Source organism: Halomonas colorata (genome assembly GCF_014897985.1).
GTDB classification, from domain to species: Bacteria; Pseudomonadota; Gammaproteobacteria; order Pseudomonadales; family Halomonadaceae; genus Vreelandella; species Vreelandella colorata.
The window spans coordinates 31,170-48,246 of record NZ_JABUZA010000017.1; the positions used below are offsets into that span (position 1 = coordinate 31,170).

The 17,077-nt window shown below is 54.3% G+C and carries 14 protein-coding genes and 1 tRNA gene; 9 read left to right on the plus strand and 6 right to left on the minus strand.

The features are described 5' to 3' along the window. Positions 1 to 68 precede the first annotated feature (68 nt). Entirely contained in the window at positions 69 to 632 is a 564-nt protein-coding gene (gene ahpC / locus INT33_RS10410; protein WP_193091847.1) for an alkyl hydroperoxide reductase subunit C, read from the plus strand. Positions 633 to 846: 214 nt separating this feature from the next. Further along, a complete protein-coding gene (gene ahpF, locus INT33_RS10415; protein WP_193091848.1) occupies positions 847 to 2,403 on the plus strand; it encodes an alkyl hydroperoxide reductase subunit F in 1,557 nt (518 codons plus the stop codon). A gap of 119 nt (positions 2,404 to 2,522) precedes the next feature. On the opposite strand, the gene INT33_RS10420 is transcribed toward ahpF, so the two are convergent. From INT33_RS10420 to hemA, 6 genes are all read right to left on the minus strand, one after another. Beyond that, positions 2,523 to 5,669 (minus strand): UDP-N-acetylmuramoyl-tripeptide--D-alanyl-D-alanine ligase, encoded by a 3,147-nt coding sequence (locus tag INT33_RS10420; protein WP_193091849.1) that lies wholly within the window; start codon positions 5,667 to 5,669, stop codon positions 2,523 to 2,525. A 344-nt stretch (positions 5,670 to 6,013) separates the two neighbouring features. Beyond that, positions 6,014 to 6,763: a HesA/MoeB/ThiF family protein gene (locus tag INT33_RS10425; protein ID WP_192539036.1), complete on the minus strand. Its 750-nt coding sequence runs from the start codon at positions 6,761 to 6,763 to the stop codon at positions 6,014 to 6,016. Positions 6,764 to 6,767: 4 nt separating this feature from the next. Further along, positions 6,768 to 7,268, minus strand: a complete 501-nt coding sequence (locus INT33_RS10430) for an Lrp/AsnC ligand binding domain-containing protein (protein WP_018916723.1) — start codon at positions 7,266 to 7,268, stop codon at positions 6,768 to 6,770. A gap of 75 nt (positions 7,269 to 7,343) precedes the next feature. After that, positions 7,344 to 8,192 carry a peptide chain release factor N(5)-glutamine methyltransferase gene (gene prmC / locus INT33_RS10435; protein WP_193091850.1) on the minus strand — a complete coding sequence of 283 codons (849 nt, stop codon included), beginning with the start codon at positions 8,190 to 8,192 and terminating at the stop codon, positions 7,344 to 7,346. Continuing rightward, positions 8,192 to 9,280, minus strand: coding sequence for a peptide chain release factor 1 (prfA, locus tag INT33_RS10440; protein ID WP_192539038.1), 1,089 nt, complete (start codon positions 9,278 to 9,280; stop codon positions 8,192 to 8,194). Before prfA ends, prmC begins: the two co-directional genes overlap by 1 nt. Beyond that, the gene (hemA, locus tag INT33_RS10445) at positions 9,277 to 10,587 is read right to left on the minus strand and encodes a glutamyl-tRNA reductase (RefSeq protein ID WP_192539039.1); all 1,311 of its coding nucleotides are present in this window, start codon (positions 10,585 to 10,587) and stop codon (positions 9,277 to 9,279) included. The genes prfA and hemA overlap by 4 nt, the downstream gene beginning before the upstream one ends. A gap of 244 nt (positions 10,588 to 10,831) precedes the next feature. On the opposite strand from hemA, the gene INT33_RS10450 reads away from it, so the two are divergent. The 7 genes from INT33_RS10450 to pth all read left to right on the plus strand — a co-directional run bounded on the left by INT33_RS10450 (position 10,832) and on the right by pth (position 17,035). Continuing rightward, on the plus strand, positions 10,832 to 12,625 hold the full coding sequence (locus INT33_RS10450) for a tetratricopeptide repeat protein (protein WP_193091851.1): 1,794 nt from the start codon (positions 10,832 to 10,834) through the stop codon (positions 12,623 to 12,625). 193 nt (positions 12,626 to 12,818) lie between these two features. Next, positions 12,819 to 13,457: a lipoprotein insertase outer membrane protein LolB gene (lolB, locus tag INT33_RS10455; protein WP_226940154.1), complete on the plus strand. Its 639-nt coding sequence runs from the start codon at positions 12,819 to 12,821 to the stop codon at positions 13,455 to 13,457. A 63-nt stretch (positions 13,458 to 13,520) separates the two neighbouring features. Continuing rightward, on the plus strand, positions 13,521 to 14,372 hold the full coding sequence (gene ispE, locus INT33_RS10460) for a 4-(cytidine 5'-diphospho)-2-C-methyl-D-erythritol kinase (RefSeq protein ID WP_193091852.1): 852 nt from the start codon (positions 13,521 to 13,523) through the stop codon (positions 14,370 to 14,372). A 30-nt stretch (positions 14,373 to 14,402) separates the two neighbouring features. Beyond that, positions 14,403 to 14,477: transfer RNA gene (locus tag INT33_RS10465), tRNA-Gln, on the plus strand. A gap of 91 nt (positions 14,478 to 14,568) precedes the next feature. Further along, the gene (locus INT33_RS10470; protein WP_192539042.1) at positions 14,569 to 15,510 is read left to right on the plus strand and encodes a ribose-phosphate pyrophosphokinase; all 942 of its coding nucleotides are present in this window, start codon (positions 14,569 to 14,571) and stop codon (positions 15,508 to 15,510) included. Between the two features lie 96 nt (positions 15,511 to 15,606). Next, positions 15,607 to 16,242, plus strand: a complete 636-nt coding sequence (locus INT33_RS10475; RefSeq protein ID WP_192539043.1) for a 50S ribosomal protein L25/general stress protein Ctc — start codon at positions 15,607 to 15,609, stop codon at positions 16,240 to 16,242. A 211-nt stretch (positions 16,243 to 16,453) separates the two neighbouring features. After that, positions 16,454 to 17,035 carry an aminoacyl-tRNA hydrolase gene (gene pth, locus INT33_RS10480; protein ID WP_192539044.1) on the plus strand — a complete coding sequence of 194 codons (582 nt, stop codon included), beginning with the start codon at positions 16,454 to 16,456 and terminating at the stop codon, positions 17,033 to 17,035. Positions 17,036 to 17,077: the final 42 nt, after the last annotated feature.

Consider the following 17,077-nt stretch of genomic DNA (forward strand, 5'->3'; position numbering starts at 1 on the left):
TTATTCGAAAGCGCCTACTATGGGCAACATCTTTTCACCCTCACTCAACAGACCCGGAGATAACCTGAATGTCTTTGATCAACACCGAAGTAAAGCCGTTTAAAGCGACTGCCTATGTTAATGGCGAATTCATTGATGTCACCGAAGCTGATCTTAAGGGTAAATGGTCTATTTTCTTCTTCTACCCCGCTGACTTTACGTTTGTTTGCCCCACAGAGCTGGGCGATCTGGCGGATAACTACGACGCTTTCAAAAAGCTGGGCGTAGAAATTTACAGCGTCTCCACCGATACCCACTTCACGCACAAAGCATGGCACGACAGCTCTGAAACTATCGGCAAGCTGCAGTACCCGATGCTGGCTGACCCGACGCTTCAGATTTCACGCAACTTTGAAGTGCTGATTGAAGAAGCTGGCCTTGCTGAGCGCGGCACCTTCGTTATAGACCCGGATGGCAAAGTTCAGATCGTCGAAATCAACGCCGGTAACATCGGCCGTAACGCTGAAGAACTGCTGCGCAAAGTGAAAGCCGCTCAGTACGTTCGTGAAAACCCCAACGAAGTTTGCCCGGCCAAATGGAAAGAAGGTGAAGAAACACTCGCACCGTCTTTAGACCTCGTTGGCAAAATCTAAACGGCGAACACTGCCGCTAACGCTTAACAGTTGCTAATCATTGGCGCTGGTTAGTAAGGCGGTACAACACCCGGGTAGTTCTTGCCCGGGTGTTTAAAAAAAACGCTATCTGCTCTCCCTCTGGAATACTTTGGCGCTGTGGTATTTACACACGCAGGTTAGACGCGCCTGTCGGTTGAGAGCAATTTTTACAGATTACGAGGAAATCACTGTCATGTTGGACGCCAATTTAAAAAACCAGTTGAAAGCTTATTTAGAAAAAGTGACTCAACCGTTCGAGATCGTTGCGTCCCTCGATGACGGTGCCAAGTCACGTGAACTGCTGGGCTTGTTAGAAGATATCAACGGCCTAAGCGACAACATCACGCTAAAAACTGACGGCCAGGATAGTCGTGCCCCTTCGTTTGCGATTAACCGGCCCGGTGAAGAAACCGGTGTGGTGTTTGCAGGCATCCCCATGGGACACGAGTTTACCTCGCTAGTCCTGGCACTGCTGCAAGTCGGTGGTCATCCGCCGAAAACCTCTGATGAGGTGCTTAACCAGATCAAGGCGCTCGAAGGCGACATGCTGTTCGAGACCTATTACTCGCTTTCCTGCCAGAACTGCCCCGATGTGGTTCAGGCGCTTAACCTCATGGCGATCTTTAATCCCAACGTTCGTCATGTGGCGATCGATGGTGCGCTTTTCCAGGATGAAGTGGAAGAGCGGGAAATCATGTCGGTGCCGAGCATTTACTTAAACGGCAAACCGTTTGACCAGGGCCGCATGACCCTTGAGCAAATCCTGGCCAAAGTAGATACCGGCGCTGCCGAGCGCGATGCGAAAAAGCTCAGCGAAAAAGCCGCTTTCGATACGCTGGTGATCGGCGGTGGCCCGGCAGGCGCAGCGGCCGCCATTTACTCGGCGCGCAAAGGGATTAACACGGGCATTGCTGCAGAACGCTTTGGCGGTCAGGTAGCCGACACCATGGGTATCGAAAACTTTATTTCGGTAACCCATACCGAAGGTCCGAAGCTGGTTAGCGCGCTTGAAGAGCACGTCAAAGAGTACGAAGTCGACGTGATGAACCTGCAGTTAGCCAACGCCTTTAAAGCAGCAGAAATCGAAGGTGGGCTTCACGAGGTAACCTTTGCATCGGGTGCCAAACTTAAAAGCAAAACCCTGGTACTCGCAACCGGCGCACGTTGGCGCGAAATGAACGTGCCCGGTGAACAGCAGTATCGTAACAAGGGCGTTGCTTACTGCCCGCACTGTGATGGCCCCTTGTTCAAAGGCAAGCGCGTAGCGGTTATCGGTGGTGGCAACTCCGGCGTTGAAGCAGCGATTGACCTGGCCGGTATCGTAGGTCACGTCACCCTGGTCGAATTTATGGGTGAAATGCGTGCCGATGCGGTACTCCAGAAAAAGCTTAAAAGCCTGCCCAACGTGGATGTCATTCTGAATGCTCAAACCACCGAGGTAACGGGTGATGGCAGCCGCGTTAACGGCTTGACCTATAAAGATCGCAACACCGATGAGACTAAAAACATCGTGCTGGAAGGGATCTTTGTCCAGATTGGCTTGGTACCCAATACCGAGTGGCTGAAAGATTCGCCGATCGAAATGACACCGCGCGGAGAGATCATTGTCGATGCCCACGGCATGACATCGGTTCCCGGCGTGTTCGCCGCAGGCGACGTCACCACGGTGCCTTACAAGCAGATCATTATCGCCATGGGCGAAGGTGCTAAAGCATCACTTGGCGCGTTTGATTACCTGATTCGCAACTAATCATTAAGACCGGTTGTGAGCACCACTACCCTCCCCTGTTCTTATTGATAGTAAGTGCTTTTGACGCAAAAGACCGTGACGTCACGCCCGCTGCAAAGCGGGCTTTTTTTGCGCGCCTATTACTCTGCAAGCGCTTTGGCCAGCTGGCTCAAGCCAAACTTGTTAGACCCTTTAAAGGCAATCCAATCACCGGCTCGCAGCTCAGCCTTAAGCGCTGTCTCAAGCGATGATATATCGGCAAAGTGAGCAACTCGTTCGATATGCGGTTTGAGCGCTTCAGCCACCGTATGCATCTGCTCGCCCAATAGCCATACCGCCTGTGCGCCGCTGTCGACGATGGGCTCGACCAGCGCCTGATGATAGCGGTCACTGTCCGGACCAAGCTCTCGCATATCGGCAAGCACCAGATGCTTATGACCTGGCGATGTAATACCCGCTACCCGCGCCAGCATGGCGCTCATGGAGAGCGGATTGGCATTATAAGCGTCGTTTAGCACAGTAATCTCACCGGCTTGCCAGCTCACCAAGCGCTCTCCCCCGCGTCCTTCGGGTATCACGGCATGATCAATGAATGGCAAAGACGCCTGCACAGGCAGTTCCAAGGCATTCAAAACGCCCAACGCTGCCAGCACATTCATAACCCAGTGGCTGCCTTGTCCCTTATAGCCAACCTTGATAAGCGAGCCGTCAAGCGCTATCTGTAGTGCGTTTTTCTGCTCCGGATTCAGCCAGCGAATATTTGCCTCAGGATGCTGCCCAAAAGAAAGTATGTTGAGTCCATATTTTTCCGCCGCGGCGGAAACCGTTGGCCAGGCGTCCATATCCCGATTGATAATGGCGTACGCCCCAGGCTGCATGCCTTCGAAAATGCGGCTCTTGCGAATCGCCACGTTTTCCACCGTTTTGTGATACTCAAGATGGCTCGGCCCGGCGTTCAGAAAGACCGCGACGTCGGGGCGGGTAAGCGCTGCGTTCTGGCGCATACGGCCAATGGCCATCTCGATGATCTGAAAAGGCGCCTGCCAGGGTACAGAGGCCAAGGTCCAGGCGATACCGTGAGGCAGGTTAGCACTATGCGTGGTCGCACCCACCTGCCCCCATGGGTTAAGCAGCGCTTGCAACAGGCTGATACTGCTTGTTTTACCCGCGCTGCCGGTCACGCCAATCACCTTGCCCGTTAACTGGCGGCGCGCGTAGCGCCCCAGATCCAGTACCGCTTCATTGAGGTCGGCCACCTGATAAACGGGCACACCTTGCGCATCCAACAGTGCTTTATTAGAGGGCGACTGGGTCAACAAAAGCTGGGGCTTGTAAGGCAGCCGGTCAAGCAGCAATGCAGGTACGCCCAGCTTACCCTCCTCAGCTCTTACCACCGTCATATGCCCAGGCGCCATAGTAAGCTGGGTAAAGCTTAGACCCGTAGCTCGCCAGTTAACTGATGATGGCCTCTTTAGCCACTCCCCAGGCGTAGCCTGTTGTAAATCTATTGCCTTCCAGTTATCGGCACTCACAAAACAGCGCGCGACTATATTGCCGGCTATCAAAGAGCGCGGCTCAGGGCGCATCTTCTCCACCGGAGTGCCTTTCAATTGGGCCTGCACACTATCGACATTCAGGTAGTGCTGCAAAAATGCCACAAAGCCCGACAAGTAGTGTTCAACATCATCAATGCGTACACGAAAACTGTGATGGCGAATAAAAAAGCTGCCTACGATACGCTGGGGGTTTTGAAAGTACATGGCGTATTCAGGCCAAAAATGCCCGTTGAGCAGATAGTGCGCACGGGTTTCTAATGCGTGATAGAAGCGTTTTAGATTGATTAGCTCAAGCAGATGGCGATACTCCGCCTGCTGCTGCAAGCGGGTGATCATCTTATGCGCGGCCATCATGAGCTCAAGCAGAGTGGGAAAGGTGGTAATCCGCTCTTCTACAAACGCCAGATACCCGGCCACGTTTTGAATACCAAACCGATAATAACGCTCTTCAGGCCGGTAAAGCGTCAGCTCATTAACACAGTAACTCAGCCAGTGGTCGTGGGCCTTCCAGTGCTGCTTAGCGATAAAGTATTCAAAGGCTTTTTCCACCACCGCAAGCCAGCGATCATCCTTGGTTAAACCGTATAAGCGCATTAAACCAAACGCGGCTTCACCGTCGTAATAAATAATCCGGAAGGCATCTTTAACGCTTAAGTCGGTTGCGTTAAGCACGTGTGTAAAACCGCCGGTGGCAGGATCTTGCAGTTGGCGAACGCCGAGGGCTATCTGTTCCATTAAAGGTAAATAGCGCTTGTCTTGGGTTAACTCGGTGTATTTGCTGAGTGCCAGCAGTGCGACACCGCTGCCGCCCAGCTTGATTTCATGATTGACCTCGACCAGATAAGTAACGCTTTCCCCTTTATGCTCCCAGGTACGCAGCAGTTGCGTGGTCAAATAGTTAAGCGCTTTATCAATGGCACCTTTAAGTGTTTCGCTGCGCGTAACTTCCCAGGCTTCCAGCATGCTGTAAATACTGCTGGTGTGGCGCAGGGTATTATAGGTATTGATTTCACGGTCAAAACACGGATGTAAGCCATAAACGAACTGCCCATCGCTTTGCACTTGAGCAGCCAAAAACTGGCTAGCATCGTCGATTAGCGTGTGCGCTGTCGGCGCGTCCAACGGCTCAATCATTCGCCGACCGGTGTGGCGCCCCTCTTTTCCTCCCGTATGCTCGTAAAGTCGCAACGGTTTTTTCCCTGCTTCTATAAATAGTGCCTGCGTAGTGAACGTATACACGGGATGATCGGGCGTAAAATCAAGCGCTACGCTCTTTCCATAGCGTTTTCTTGCATAGCGGGAAAAGTTGTTTTCGTTGACGTGCGCATGGGCCACCTGGCTACCAGCATAGAGCATCGCGTTTGCATTTAGCTCTTGCTCAAGGAAGGCGATATTGCCCTGCGGATCTAAAGCGATACCTTTACGAAAATAGTTACGCTTATACTGCTTAAGCACTACCGCTAACGTCTGCCAGGTATGCGCTTCAAGTTGGTTGGCCCAGTCAACTCTTAACCAGCGCACATTTTGGGTGTTTGCCGCGTAATGCTGTAGCTTCTGCGTGAGGGCTAACCAGATATCTTCCAGCTTGTCCCCGCTTGCATTAACAACGCTTGCACGTTGAGCGCCATCGGTCAGCGATATAAACACATGTAACGTTTGGCCGGGCGGCTCGTTTTTTAATGCTTCATCAAGTGCCTGGCGGGCAGCTAGCAGAATTTCACTCAGAGGCATTGTGGGTACGTTGGCTGGCTCGGATGGAAGCATTGATGCTTTAGGCACCTGCAATGCAGGTTTAGCTGACATCTTTTTATGTCTGCGCTGTGCACGTTGCGCCAATTTTAAGCTTTTCGAGCCGAACGATTTCGCCATCTGACGTTCCTTATTGCTTGCCGTTTACACCGTTAAAAGTAGAGCACACAAAGGCTTCGCCTTATAGCCAAGCAAAGCGAACAGCTTACCAGCAGAATACTACATCATGGCTAATGAAGAAGAGGCGCCCACAACGTTTAGTGAACGCTCTAAGAGGGAGGATATAGCAACCAATAAAACATTAACGTGGGAAGTAGATCATTACGTTAAGGCGCACAAACAGAACACGCCGGGTCACGCGGTACCTTAAAGTGCCGCCATTGACCACACAGACCGTCAAACGTAGAAAGCCCCTGATGGGTTTGCCCTGCTCCACTAAGAAGCTTAAAAGCTTCCACAGCCTGAAAGCAGCCGATCAACCCAACCAGCGGCGCCATCACCCCACTTTCAGCACAGCTAAGCGCCTCGTCCCCCATATCGTCCGGCGGATAAAGGCAGGCATAGCAGGGGCTGTCAGGGTCACGAGGGTCGAATACGGCTAGCTGCCCTGAAAAACGGATGGCGGCGCCTGAGACTAACGGAACCCCTGCTTTTTGCGTGGCGGCATTAATCGCATAGCGGCTGGAAAAGCGGTCGGTACAGTCCAAGACCACATCGGCAGAAGCTACTAGCTGCGCCAACGTATCACCGTCTGCGTATTCTTCAATCGCCATAATATGGCATTCAGGGTTAAGCGCCTGCATGCTCGCTTTGGCAGAAGCCGCTTTATTATCTCCAATGCTTGCCTGCTGATGGGCAATTTGGCGCTGCAGGTTAGATAGTTCGACCGTATCGGCATCGGCAATCGTAATTTGTCCAACGCCTGCCGCGGCTAAATAAAGCGCTACCGGGGAGCCTAGCCCACCTGCTCCAATAATTAATGCATGGGCGCGACGCAAGCGCTCCTGCCCTTCAATATCCACTTCTGGAAGCATAATCTGGCGGCTATAGCGCAGCAGCGCCTGGTCATCCATCATCGGGTTATTTATCCTCAAATTCATCGAAGTCAGGCACATGCAGGCTAAAGCTTTCTTTAACCTCTTCCATGACCACATAACTCTTGGATTCTTTAACGCCGGGTAGAGTCAGCACTACATCCCCCAACAGCTGGCGATAAGCAGCCATTTCCGGAATGCGGCATTTCAGAATGTAGTCAAACTGACCGGAGACCAAATGGCACTCCTGAATTTGCGGCAGTTTTTCCACGGCACGCCGAAATTCATCAAACACAGCGGGCGATTGAGTTTCCAAACTGATTTCCACAAAGACCAGCAAATTGGCTTTCAGCGCCTGCGGGTCAAGAATTGCCTGGTAGCCCCGAATAACGCCCGCCCGCTCCAGCCGTTTCACACGCTCCAGGCAAGGGGTTGTGGATAACCCAACCTCGGATGCCAGATCCACATAGGAAATCCGTGCATTCTCTTGCAGGCAGCGCAGTATTTTAAGATCGATTCGATCCAGCGTTCTATTTTTAGGTTTCATGGCAGGATCCATTGCTGATGAATCAGGCGATTAGTAAAGGCGTTTCAGAAACGGCTTTGTACAATAATAACCGAGTTAAATTTTTCCCAGCGTAATCCGCTCATGCCCACCCAGGTCGCGCACACTTTCAACGTTTTGATAGCCCGCCTGGCTAAGCGCTGCGCGCACTTCGGCCGCCTGACGATAGCCATGTTCCAATAATAGCCAGCCCGAGGGAGCCAAATACTGCGGCGCCGTGACTATTAAATGCGCCAGATCCGCCAAGCCATCGGCATCGGCCACTAAAGCACTCATCGGCTCAAAGCGCACATCGCCAAGGCGCAGGTGCGGGTCATCAGCCGCGATATAAGGTGGATTGCTGACAATCAGGTCAAATCGTTCAGCGGGAGCGCTGGCTTGTTCAAAAACGCTAAACCAATCGCTCTGCATAAATTGCGCATTGGCAATATTCAAGTGCGCAGCGTTGGTTTGGGCCAGGGCAACGGCCTCAGGGCGAAGATCGACGCCCACCACCTGCCACTCTGGCTGTTCACTTGCAAAGGCAAGCGCAATGGCGCCGGTACCGGTGCCTAAGTCCAGCAGTCGCCCGGTTTTCGAGGTGACGCGGTTGAGCGCCGCTTCTACCAGTGTTTCCGTATCTGGCCGGGGGATTAGCGTATCAGGCGAGGTCGCTAACCGCAGCCCCCAAAACTCGCGCTCACCGGTTAGGTAAGCCACCGGTTGGCCCTGAGCACGCGCAGCCACCAAGGCATCAAAGCGGGCATGCTCCCAGGATGGGCAGTCACGGTCGCCCCAGGTATAAAGCCATGTGCGGTCACGCGCAATGACATGCCCAAGCAGCACTTCGGCATCCAGACGTGGGGACGTCGACCCGGCGGCTTTCAAGCGTATAGCCGCTGCCTGCAATAGCGCATCAAAGGTCATTACGCGTCCTGAAGCGCCGAAAGCTGTTCAGCTTGATACTCATGAATCAACGGCTCGATGACGTCATCTAACTGCTCGCCGCTAACCACTTCATTGAGCTTATAAAGCGTCAGGTTGATGCGGTGATCGGTAATCCGCCCTTGTGGGAAATTATAGGTGCGGATACGTTCGCTGCGGTCTCCCGAGCCCACCAGCGAGCGGCGGGCATCGGCCTGCTCCTGGCGCTGGGTGTCAACGGCATTGCGTTTCAGCTTGGCAGCCAGCAGCGACATGGCTTTCGCGCGGTTTTTATGCTGGCTACGCTCTTCCTGACACTCAACCACAACGCCGGTGGGCAAGTGGGTAATCCGGATGGCCGAATCGGTGGTGTTAACGTGCTGACCACCGGCACCGCTTGAGCGGTAGGTATCAACGCGCAGATCCGATGATTTGATATCGATATCGCTGACGTCGTCGACTTCCGGCATCACCGCCACCGTGCACGCTGAGGTATGAATACGCCCCTGAGACTCCGTCGCCGGCACGCGCTGCACCCGATGCGCGCCCGACTCAAACTTCAGACGTGCGTAAACGCTATCGCCCTTCACACGGGAGATAACCTCTTTATAGCCGCCATGCTCGCCGTGGTTAGCACTGACGATTTCCACGCGCCAGCCGCGCTTTTCAGCGTAGCGGGAGTACATACGAAATAAGTCACCAGCAAAAATAGCCGCTTCATCGCCTCCGGTGCCTGCGCGCACTTCCAAAAACACGCCACGGCCGTCATCGGGGTCTTTAGGCACTAACAAGCGTTTTAGCTCAGCGTCCAGCATCTCGAGCTGCTCGCGGCCTTCGCTAATTTCCATTTCAGCCAATTCGCGCATATCAGGATCATCATCCCGACTTAACTGCTCCGCCGCCTCGATATCGTTTTCTACACTGCGATAGCGCTGCCAGGCCGCCACAAGCTCTTCAAGCTCAGCGTACTCACGTGAATAATCGCGAAAGCGCTGCTGATTATTAATGACCTCAGGTTCAGACAGCAGCATCGCCAGCTCTTCAAAACGTTCAGTAAAGCTGTCGAGACGTTGGCGCAAGGTATCTTTCATGCGGGCGTATTATCCTTCTGACGGTTAGCCTTGGGCGCGGTTTTTTCAAAGGCGGGTTTAACAGGCAATAGCAGGCGCGGCGCGGCGTCTAGCAGTTCATGGTGCTCTTGTGAGGCCGCATCGCGTATTGCCTGGGTAGGTGCGTGCATTAAGCGGTTGGTCAATTGATGGGCCAGGCGCTCAATCACTTTAGCCGGGTCTTCGCCACGTGCCAGACGCTCTAGCGCCTGGTCACGCGACTGATCACGCAGGTTTTCGCCGTGCTGGCGATAGTCACGAATCAGTTCACCACCATTACGAATGCGTTTTTCATGCTGCCAGCTGCCGACGCCATGCTCAATCAGCGACTCTGCCTGATCAGCCGCGACCTGACGATAGCGCATGTTTTCTTCGATGACTTCTTCCAGATCATCGACCGTATAGAGAAACACATCAGCAAGCTCACCTACTTCGGGCTCGATATCGCGCGGTACGGCGATATCCACCATAAAGACCGGGCGATGGCGACGTTTTTTGAGTGCGCTTTCCACCATCCCCTTGCCCAGAATCGGTAGGGGCGATGCGGTGGAAGAAATAACGATATCAGCCTCTTCCAGCGCGGCCGGAATTTCAGGCAGCGTAATCGCCTTACCGCCCAGCTTGGCGGAAACCAGCTCGGCACGCTCGCGCGTCCGGTTAGCCACGGTAAGTTCGCGCACGCCAGCTTCGTGTAGATGACGGGCTACCAGCTCAATAGTTTCGCCAGCCCCGATCAATAACGCCCGGGCACGGCTGAAGTCATCAAAAATCCGGCTGGCCATACTTACCGCGGCATAGGCTATAGATACCGGATTTTTGCCGATTCCGGTTTCCGTGCGCACCTGTTTGGCAACAGCAAACGTGTGCTGAAAAAGTCGCTCAAGCTCGCCGCCCAACCCTTGCATTTCACGAGCCTGCTGATAAGCGTCTTTCAACTGGCCGAGAATTTGCGGCTCGCCTAGCACCATGGAATCAAGCCCAACGGCCACACGCATTAAATGGCGCGCGGCGTCGTTGTCTAGATAGTGGTATGCACAGCGTGTCAGCTCATCAATACTTAAATTGTGAAAACGGCTCAGCCATTCAAGAACAGCTCGCTCACCGGCAGCATCCGTTACACAATAGAGTTCAGTGCGGTTGCACGTTGAGAGCACTGCGGCTTCACTGATTTGTGGCAAGCCACGCAGTTGCTCCAGCGCGTTTTGTAACTGCGCCGGAGTAAAGGCTACCTGCTCGCGTACATCCACGCTGGCAGTACGATGGTTGATTCCCAGGGCAAGAAGCGTCATGCGGTATGCGTCTTCGCTAGTGGTTCGGTCGTCACGTCGCTATCGGTCTTGAAGTGTCGGTGTTTTACGTCTTACGCTGACTAACATAAGCCTTGGCAGCGGCTCTGAATACTCAATTGCGCTTACCTGCCTGCCTTTCAAGGCCAACTATTCTATCACAGCACACCAACATCTGGCGCACACCACTTTGCCGCAGCCAGTCAAGCCGCTATGCTGAGCATTCGGCCACTTAAATGAGAGACGCATGCCCTTTCGCTCACTATTATCGGGTTCGCCCCTGCTGCCCCTGGCCGCCACCGTGGTACTTCTGAGCGGCTGCCAGTCATCGTCCACTTTTCAAGGCGGCTCGCCTAGCCTGTTGTCAGGCGATCCTATGCGCTCGGCACCGCCCATTACGCGTGGGCTGGATGCCGAAGGGTTGCGCACTCTGCTTGCAGCGGAGCTTGCGGGCCAGCGTGGCGATTATCGCTACGCCAGCCAAGGCTATTTACAGGCATCACAGCGCTATAGCGTGCCGGCATTGGCAGAACGGGCGGCGTTTGCGGCGCGTTTTGGCGAAGATGTGGCGCTAATGGAGGCGTCTGCCCTGCGTTGGCGTGAATTGGCGCCCCAGGCAGAAACGCCCAACCGGCTGCTAGCGTCGATCTCTCTACAGCGGGGTGACTGGCTGGATAGCCTGGAGCAGCGCCTGGCGATTACCCAAGGTGGAGGCAATGGCGAGCTAACCGCCTTTGCCGAGTTGGCGGTGGCTGAAAGTGGCACTAACAGTAATACTGCTCCGCTGAGCTTGCTGGCGGGGCTACTGCGTGAGCATCTCGCCCAGCCAGGCGCCGAGCAGCTTGAATACCATAGCGATGCTTTACTGGCCACTGCTCTGTTTGAGGCGGCATTAGGCAATACCCGCCAAGCGCAAACACACCTGGACGACGTTGCCCAGCGTGAGCCGGAATCCGCCGCGCTGTGGCTTGCCCAGGCGCGACTGGCACTTGAGGCCGGTGATGTACAAACTGCCAGACGAGCCGCTCAAAAGGGCCTCAGCATTGCTCCTGACGAAGTACGCTTCATCTTGCTGCTAGCTCAGGCCGAAATTCGTTTAAACAACATCGCTGCGGCAGAAGTTCAGACCAATGCGCTGCTTGAAAGCCATGGCGGCAATCAGGAGTTACGCCTGGCGCTTGCCCAGCTCTATCTGGAAGAAGGCCACAGCGAACCCGCGTACCGCCTGCTGCAGCCACTTATTGGTCAGGATAACGTTCCCAACTTTGCCTATTACTTACTGGGCGGCATCGCCCAGTCGCAAGGCGATATCGATAACGCCCTACTTTATTATCGCCAGGTAAGTGAAGGCAGCGAGTTCTTACCTGCCCGAGCCACCGCCGCTAAAATGCTGATTGAAGATAACCGGCTGATCGACGCGCGGGCTTTTTTGCGCATCGAGCGCATGCGTTATGAAAATTATTTTGGCGATCTGGTGGCCCTTGAGGTTCAACTGCTTGATGAAATGAATCAGCATGAAGAAGCCTCGGCACTGCTTGATCGTGAGCTGACCCGCACACCGGATGATATTAACCTGCTTTATTTGCGGGCGATGCGGTCCTGGGAAACCGGCAACCTTGCGGGCATGGAGCAGGACCTACGTAAGCTATTACGCATTGAGCCCAATAACGCCAATGCGTTAAATGCCCTGGGCTATACCCTGGCGGATCTTAACCTGCCCGGCCGTCTCGAAGAGGCCCGCATGCTGATCGAGCGCGCCTACGAAGTAGCCCCGAACAACCCGGCCGTACTCGACAGCATGGGCTGGATTCACTTTCGGCTTGGCAAACCCGACGAAGCGCTTGCCTGGTTAGAAAGCGCCTACCAGCAAATGCCTGATCAGGAAATTGCCGCGCATCTGGCTGAAGTCTTACACGCCCTAGAGCGTAGCGATGAAGCCCGCGATATAATCAGCCGGATTATGCAAAGAACTTCTCAGCACCCGCTGATTGATGACTTACTTGAGCGCCATCCTGAACTAACACCTGCAGGCGCGCCCTAAAGCGGGCGCGCTCTTTACGATCCTGCTTGAAATACTGTTTTAAGAGCTATTGTTTTAAGAACTCTTGTTTTAAGAACTCTTGTTTTAAGAAACACTGTTTTAAGAACTGTTATTTCAAGAACTGTTGTTTCAAGAAATATTGCTTTAATACGCTTATCCAGCACCCCTTCAACACTTTGACATGGAGCCAGTTATGTTGACCACAATGCCCACCTTAAAGCGCCTTACCACTGCAGCACACGTTTCACGGCTATGGATTGCAAGCCTGGCCCTGCTGCTGCTCGCTGGTTGCGCCGCCCAAGCTCCCATGGAAGAAGGTGGCCGTCAGGCAGGCCAGTGGGAGCGCCAGCAGGCGGATGTAGAAGCTTTTGACACCTGGACATTGATTGGCAAAGCAGGCCTTCGCACACCGCAAGAGAACCAGAGCGCCAATCTGGACTGGAGCCAGCACCCGCACTATTTCCGCATGCTAATTAGCGGCCCCTTTGGCGGTGGGCGCAGCGTGCTTGAAGGCCGCGAAGGCCGCTTCTCACTCACCACCGGTGAAGGCCGCTTTGAAGCAGAAACGCCCGAAGCGCTGATGGAAGAACAGCTCGGCTGGTCATTGCCGGTTAGCGCCATGCCCGACTGGGTGCGCGGTCTGCCGGGCGATCACGCAAGCTTTCAGCTGGAAACCGATGAGCTGGGCTTCCCGCTTCATTTAGAGCAGGACGGCTGGGAAATCGACTACCGCGACTGGAACGAAATTGAAGGAATGTGGCTACCGCGTCGCCTAGTCATGAACTATGACGATGTGCGCATTACCCTTGTCGTTAACGAGTGGCGCTCTTAAGCTTTCCATCCATAGTGATTAGCCCAAGTAGCGATTAGCCCAAGTCACCGTGAGCGAGCTTGAATGTCTGCTTCTTTAACACTGCCAGCCCCTGCGAAGCTCAACCGTATGCTGCATATCGTGGGCCGTCGTGATGACGGCTATCACGAGCTTCAAACGCTGTTTCAAATAATCGATGTATGCGATCAGCTCACGCTAACCCTGCGTGAAGATAGCGAGGTTTCGCTCACCACGCCTGTCAATGGCGTGGTTCACGAGGATAATTTAATCGTCCGCGCTGCCCGCCTGCTGCAACGTTCAAGCGGTACCTCCCAAGGGGTAAACCTGACGATTGAAAAACAGCTCCCCATGGGGGGCGGGCTTGGCGGGGGCAGCTCTAACGCGGCTACCGTCCTGCTTGGCTTGAACAAGCTGTGGCAGCTGGGGCTGACGCGGGAAGCATTAGCCAAGCTGGGGCTGCAGCTTGGTGCGGACGTTCCGGTATTTATTCATGGGCACAGCGCCTGGGCGGAGGGTATTGGTGAGAAACTCACGCAGGTCACTATCGACACTCCCTGGTTTGTGATTATCCATCCGCAGGTTAGCGTCTCAACGCCCCTGATCTTCCAAGACCCGGAATTGACACGCGACAGCCGCCCCATTACTATGGCGCGCGCACTGCAGGGGGGAGTGCCTGAGTGGCGTAACGACTGTGAGGCTATTGTTCGAAAACGCTATCCGCCTATCGCGGAAGCGCTTGACTGGCTCGCACAGTATGCACCTAGTCGGCTGACCGGTACTGGCGCCTGTTTGTTCGCCGCTTTTGAGTCCGAAAAAGCAGCGCAAACAATCGCTGAATTGGCAGGTCAACGCTGGCCGACGTGGGTCGCACGCGGACTCAACACCTCTCCCCTACAAGATGCTCTGGGCTGCTGAAAGCGCCCGGTCATCGCATTAGGTTATTGCTGGGGTATCGCCAAGTGGTAAGGCACCGGTTTTTGGTATCGGCATTCCCAGGTTCGAATCCTGGTACCCCAGCCAACTTAGTCATTAGAAACCTAGTTGTCAGATATGGCCTAAGTATGATCTGCGTTTTCTCCCCTGATTCCAAACACTGCAAAGGTGGCTGCGCGTGTCAAAATTGATGGTTTTCACCGGGAATGCCAATCCCGAACTCGCTCAAAAGATTGCCGAGAGCTTAGACAGCCGCATGGGTAATGCCACGGTTGGTCAATTTAGCGACGGCGAAATCGCAGTCGAGATCAATGAGAACGTGCGCGGTAAGGACGTGTTCATCCTCCAGTCCACCTGTGCACCGACGAATGACAACCTGATGGAGCTGATCCTGATGGTCGACGCACTGCGTCGTGCCTCGGCGACTCGCATCACGGCGGTGGTGCCGTACTTCGGCTATGCCCGCCAAGATCGTCGCGTTCGTTCCGCCCGCGTACCTATTTCCGCTAAAGTGGTTGCGGACATGATGGTAAAAGCCGGCGTTGACCGCGTGATGACCATGGACCTGCATGCCGATCAAATCCAAGGCTTCTTCGACGTACCGGTAGACAACGTCTACGGCTCGCCAATTCTTCTGGATGATATCGAGCGCCAAAACTATGCAGACCTGGTCGTGGTCTCTCCCGACGTAGGCGGCGTAGTACGTGCGCGCGCCATCGCCAAACAGCTTAACGCAGACCTTGCGATTATCGATAAGCGTCGCCCCCAGGCCAACCAGGCCCAGGTAATGCATATTATCGGCGAAATCGAAGGCCGCACCTGTGTCGTTGTCGACGACATGATCGACACCGCCGGCACGCTGTGCAAAGCCGGTGAAGCACTTAAAGATCATGGCGCTGCACGCGTCGTGGCCTATGCTACACATCCGATCTTGTCCGGCCCAGCCGTTGACAACATCACCAACTCTGTACTGGATGAAGTTGTCGTGACCGACACTATTCCGCTTGCCGACCATGCGCGTCGCAGTGGAAAAATTCGCCAGTTGAGCGTTGCTGGCCTGATTGCGGAAGCTATCCGCCGGGTTAGTAACGAAGAATCTGTCAGCGCGATGTTCCACTAACCGCCTGACGATATAGCCCCCTTCTGGGGCCTTGGAAACGTCGTCGTCTGGTCGCGGTCGGCGGCGTTTCCTTACTTAAACCAAGAGGCAAATTACATGTCTGATTTTATCCTGAAAGCCACCGTTCGTAACGACCTGGGGAAAGGTGCGAGCCGCCGCCTGCGTCGTGCGAACCAAGAAGTACCGGCCGTTATTTACGGCGGCGAAAAAGGCGCGCAATCAATCTCTGTAGAAAAAACTGCTTTTTACAAAGCGATTGAAGACGAAGCTTTCTTCTCCTCAGTAATCAAGCTGGTTATCGAAGGCAAAGAAGAGCAGGTAGTGGTACGTGATCTTCAGCGTCACCCCTTCAAGCCGCTTCTGACCCACGCTGACTTCCTGCGCGTTGACGCTACTCATGAAATCACCATGAACGTACCGCTGCACGTGACTGGCGAAGAAAAATGTGTGGGCATCAAAGACCAGGGCGGCGAACTGCACGTACTGGCCAACGAAGTTGCCATCAGCTGCTTACCGAAAGACCTGCCTGACTACCTGGAAGTTGATATTTCAGCGGTTGAGCTGGGCACGACTCTGCACCTGTCCGATCTGACTCTGCCGAAAGGCGTTACCTCCGTTGACCTATCTCACGGTGAAGAGCACGACAACGCCGTGCTGAGCATCACTAAAGTGAAGGTACGTAGCGAAGAAGAAGACGAAGGTGAAGACGAAGAAGGTACCAGCGCTGAATAAGCCTGATATCAGTACGCAAAGCCATAACGGCTAACACGTACTTTGCTTGGGCCATGCCTGCATGGCCCAAGAATGATAAGATCAAGCGCTTCGGCGCTTGATTTTTTTTGCGGCTTGCCTTCCTGGCAACCGCCCTTCGAGCCGCTTTTGATGCGACGCCAAAAATTTCTACCGGAAACTTTTTTGAGGTAGCTAATTTGGAGGTAGGTAAATGAGCCAGGTAACGGCCCTGATAGGCCTAGGCAATCCCGGCGCCGAGTATGACGCCACCCGCCATAATGCGGGCTTTTGGCTAATTGACGCCATTGCGCGCAGCGCCCATACCGAACTACGCCCGGAAAAGAAGTTCCTTGGCCTTTATGCCAAGGCACGCATTGGCGACCATGAACTTCATCTGCTCAACCCGACTACATTTATGAACCGCAGCGGTGCCGCGGTAGCAGCGCTTACCCAGTTTTTTAAACTTGCCCCTGAAAACCTGCTGGTCGCTCACGATGAGCTCGACCTCCCTCCGGGGCAAGGACGCTATAAAACAGGCGGAGGCCACGGCGGCCACAACGGCTTGCGCGATATCATCAGCGCGCTGGGCAATCAAAAGCAGTTTCATCGCATCCGTATCGGCATCGGCCACCCCGGTGAGGCACGCCAGGTTACCAACTATGTACTTGGCCGCCCCGGCAAAGCCGAACAGGAAGCGATCGACCGCACCCTTGACGAGTGCCAGGCCACGCTCCCTCTTGTACTAGAAGGCGACTGGGCGAAAGCCATGAACCGCCTGCATAGCGTAAAATAGCTAACACTGATCTTTTTTCACTTTAGGCCAGCGCTGGATAAG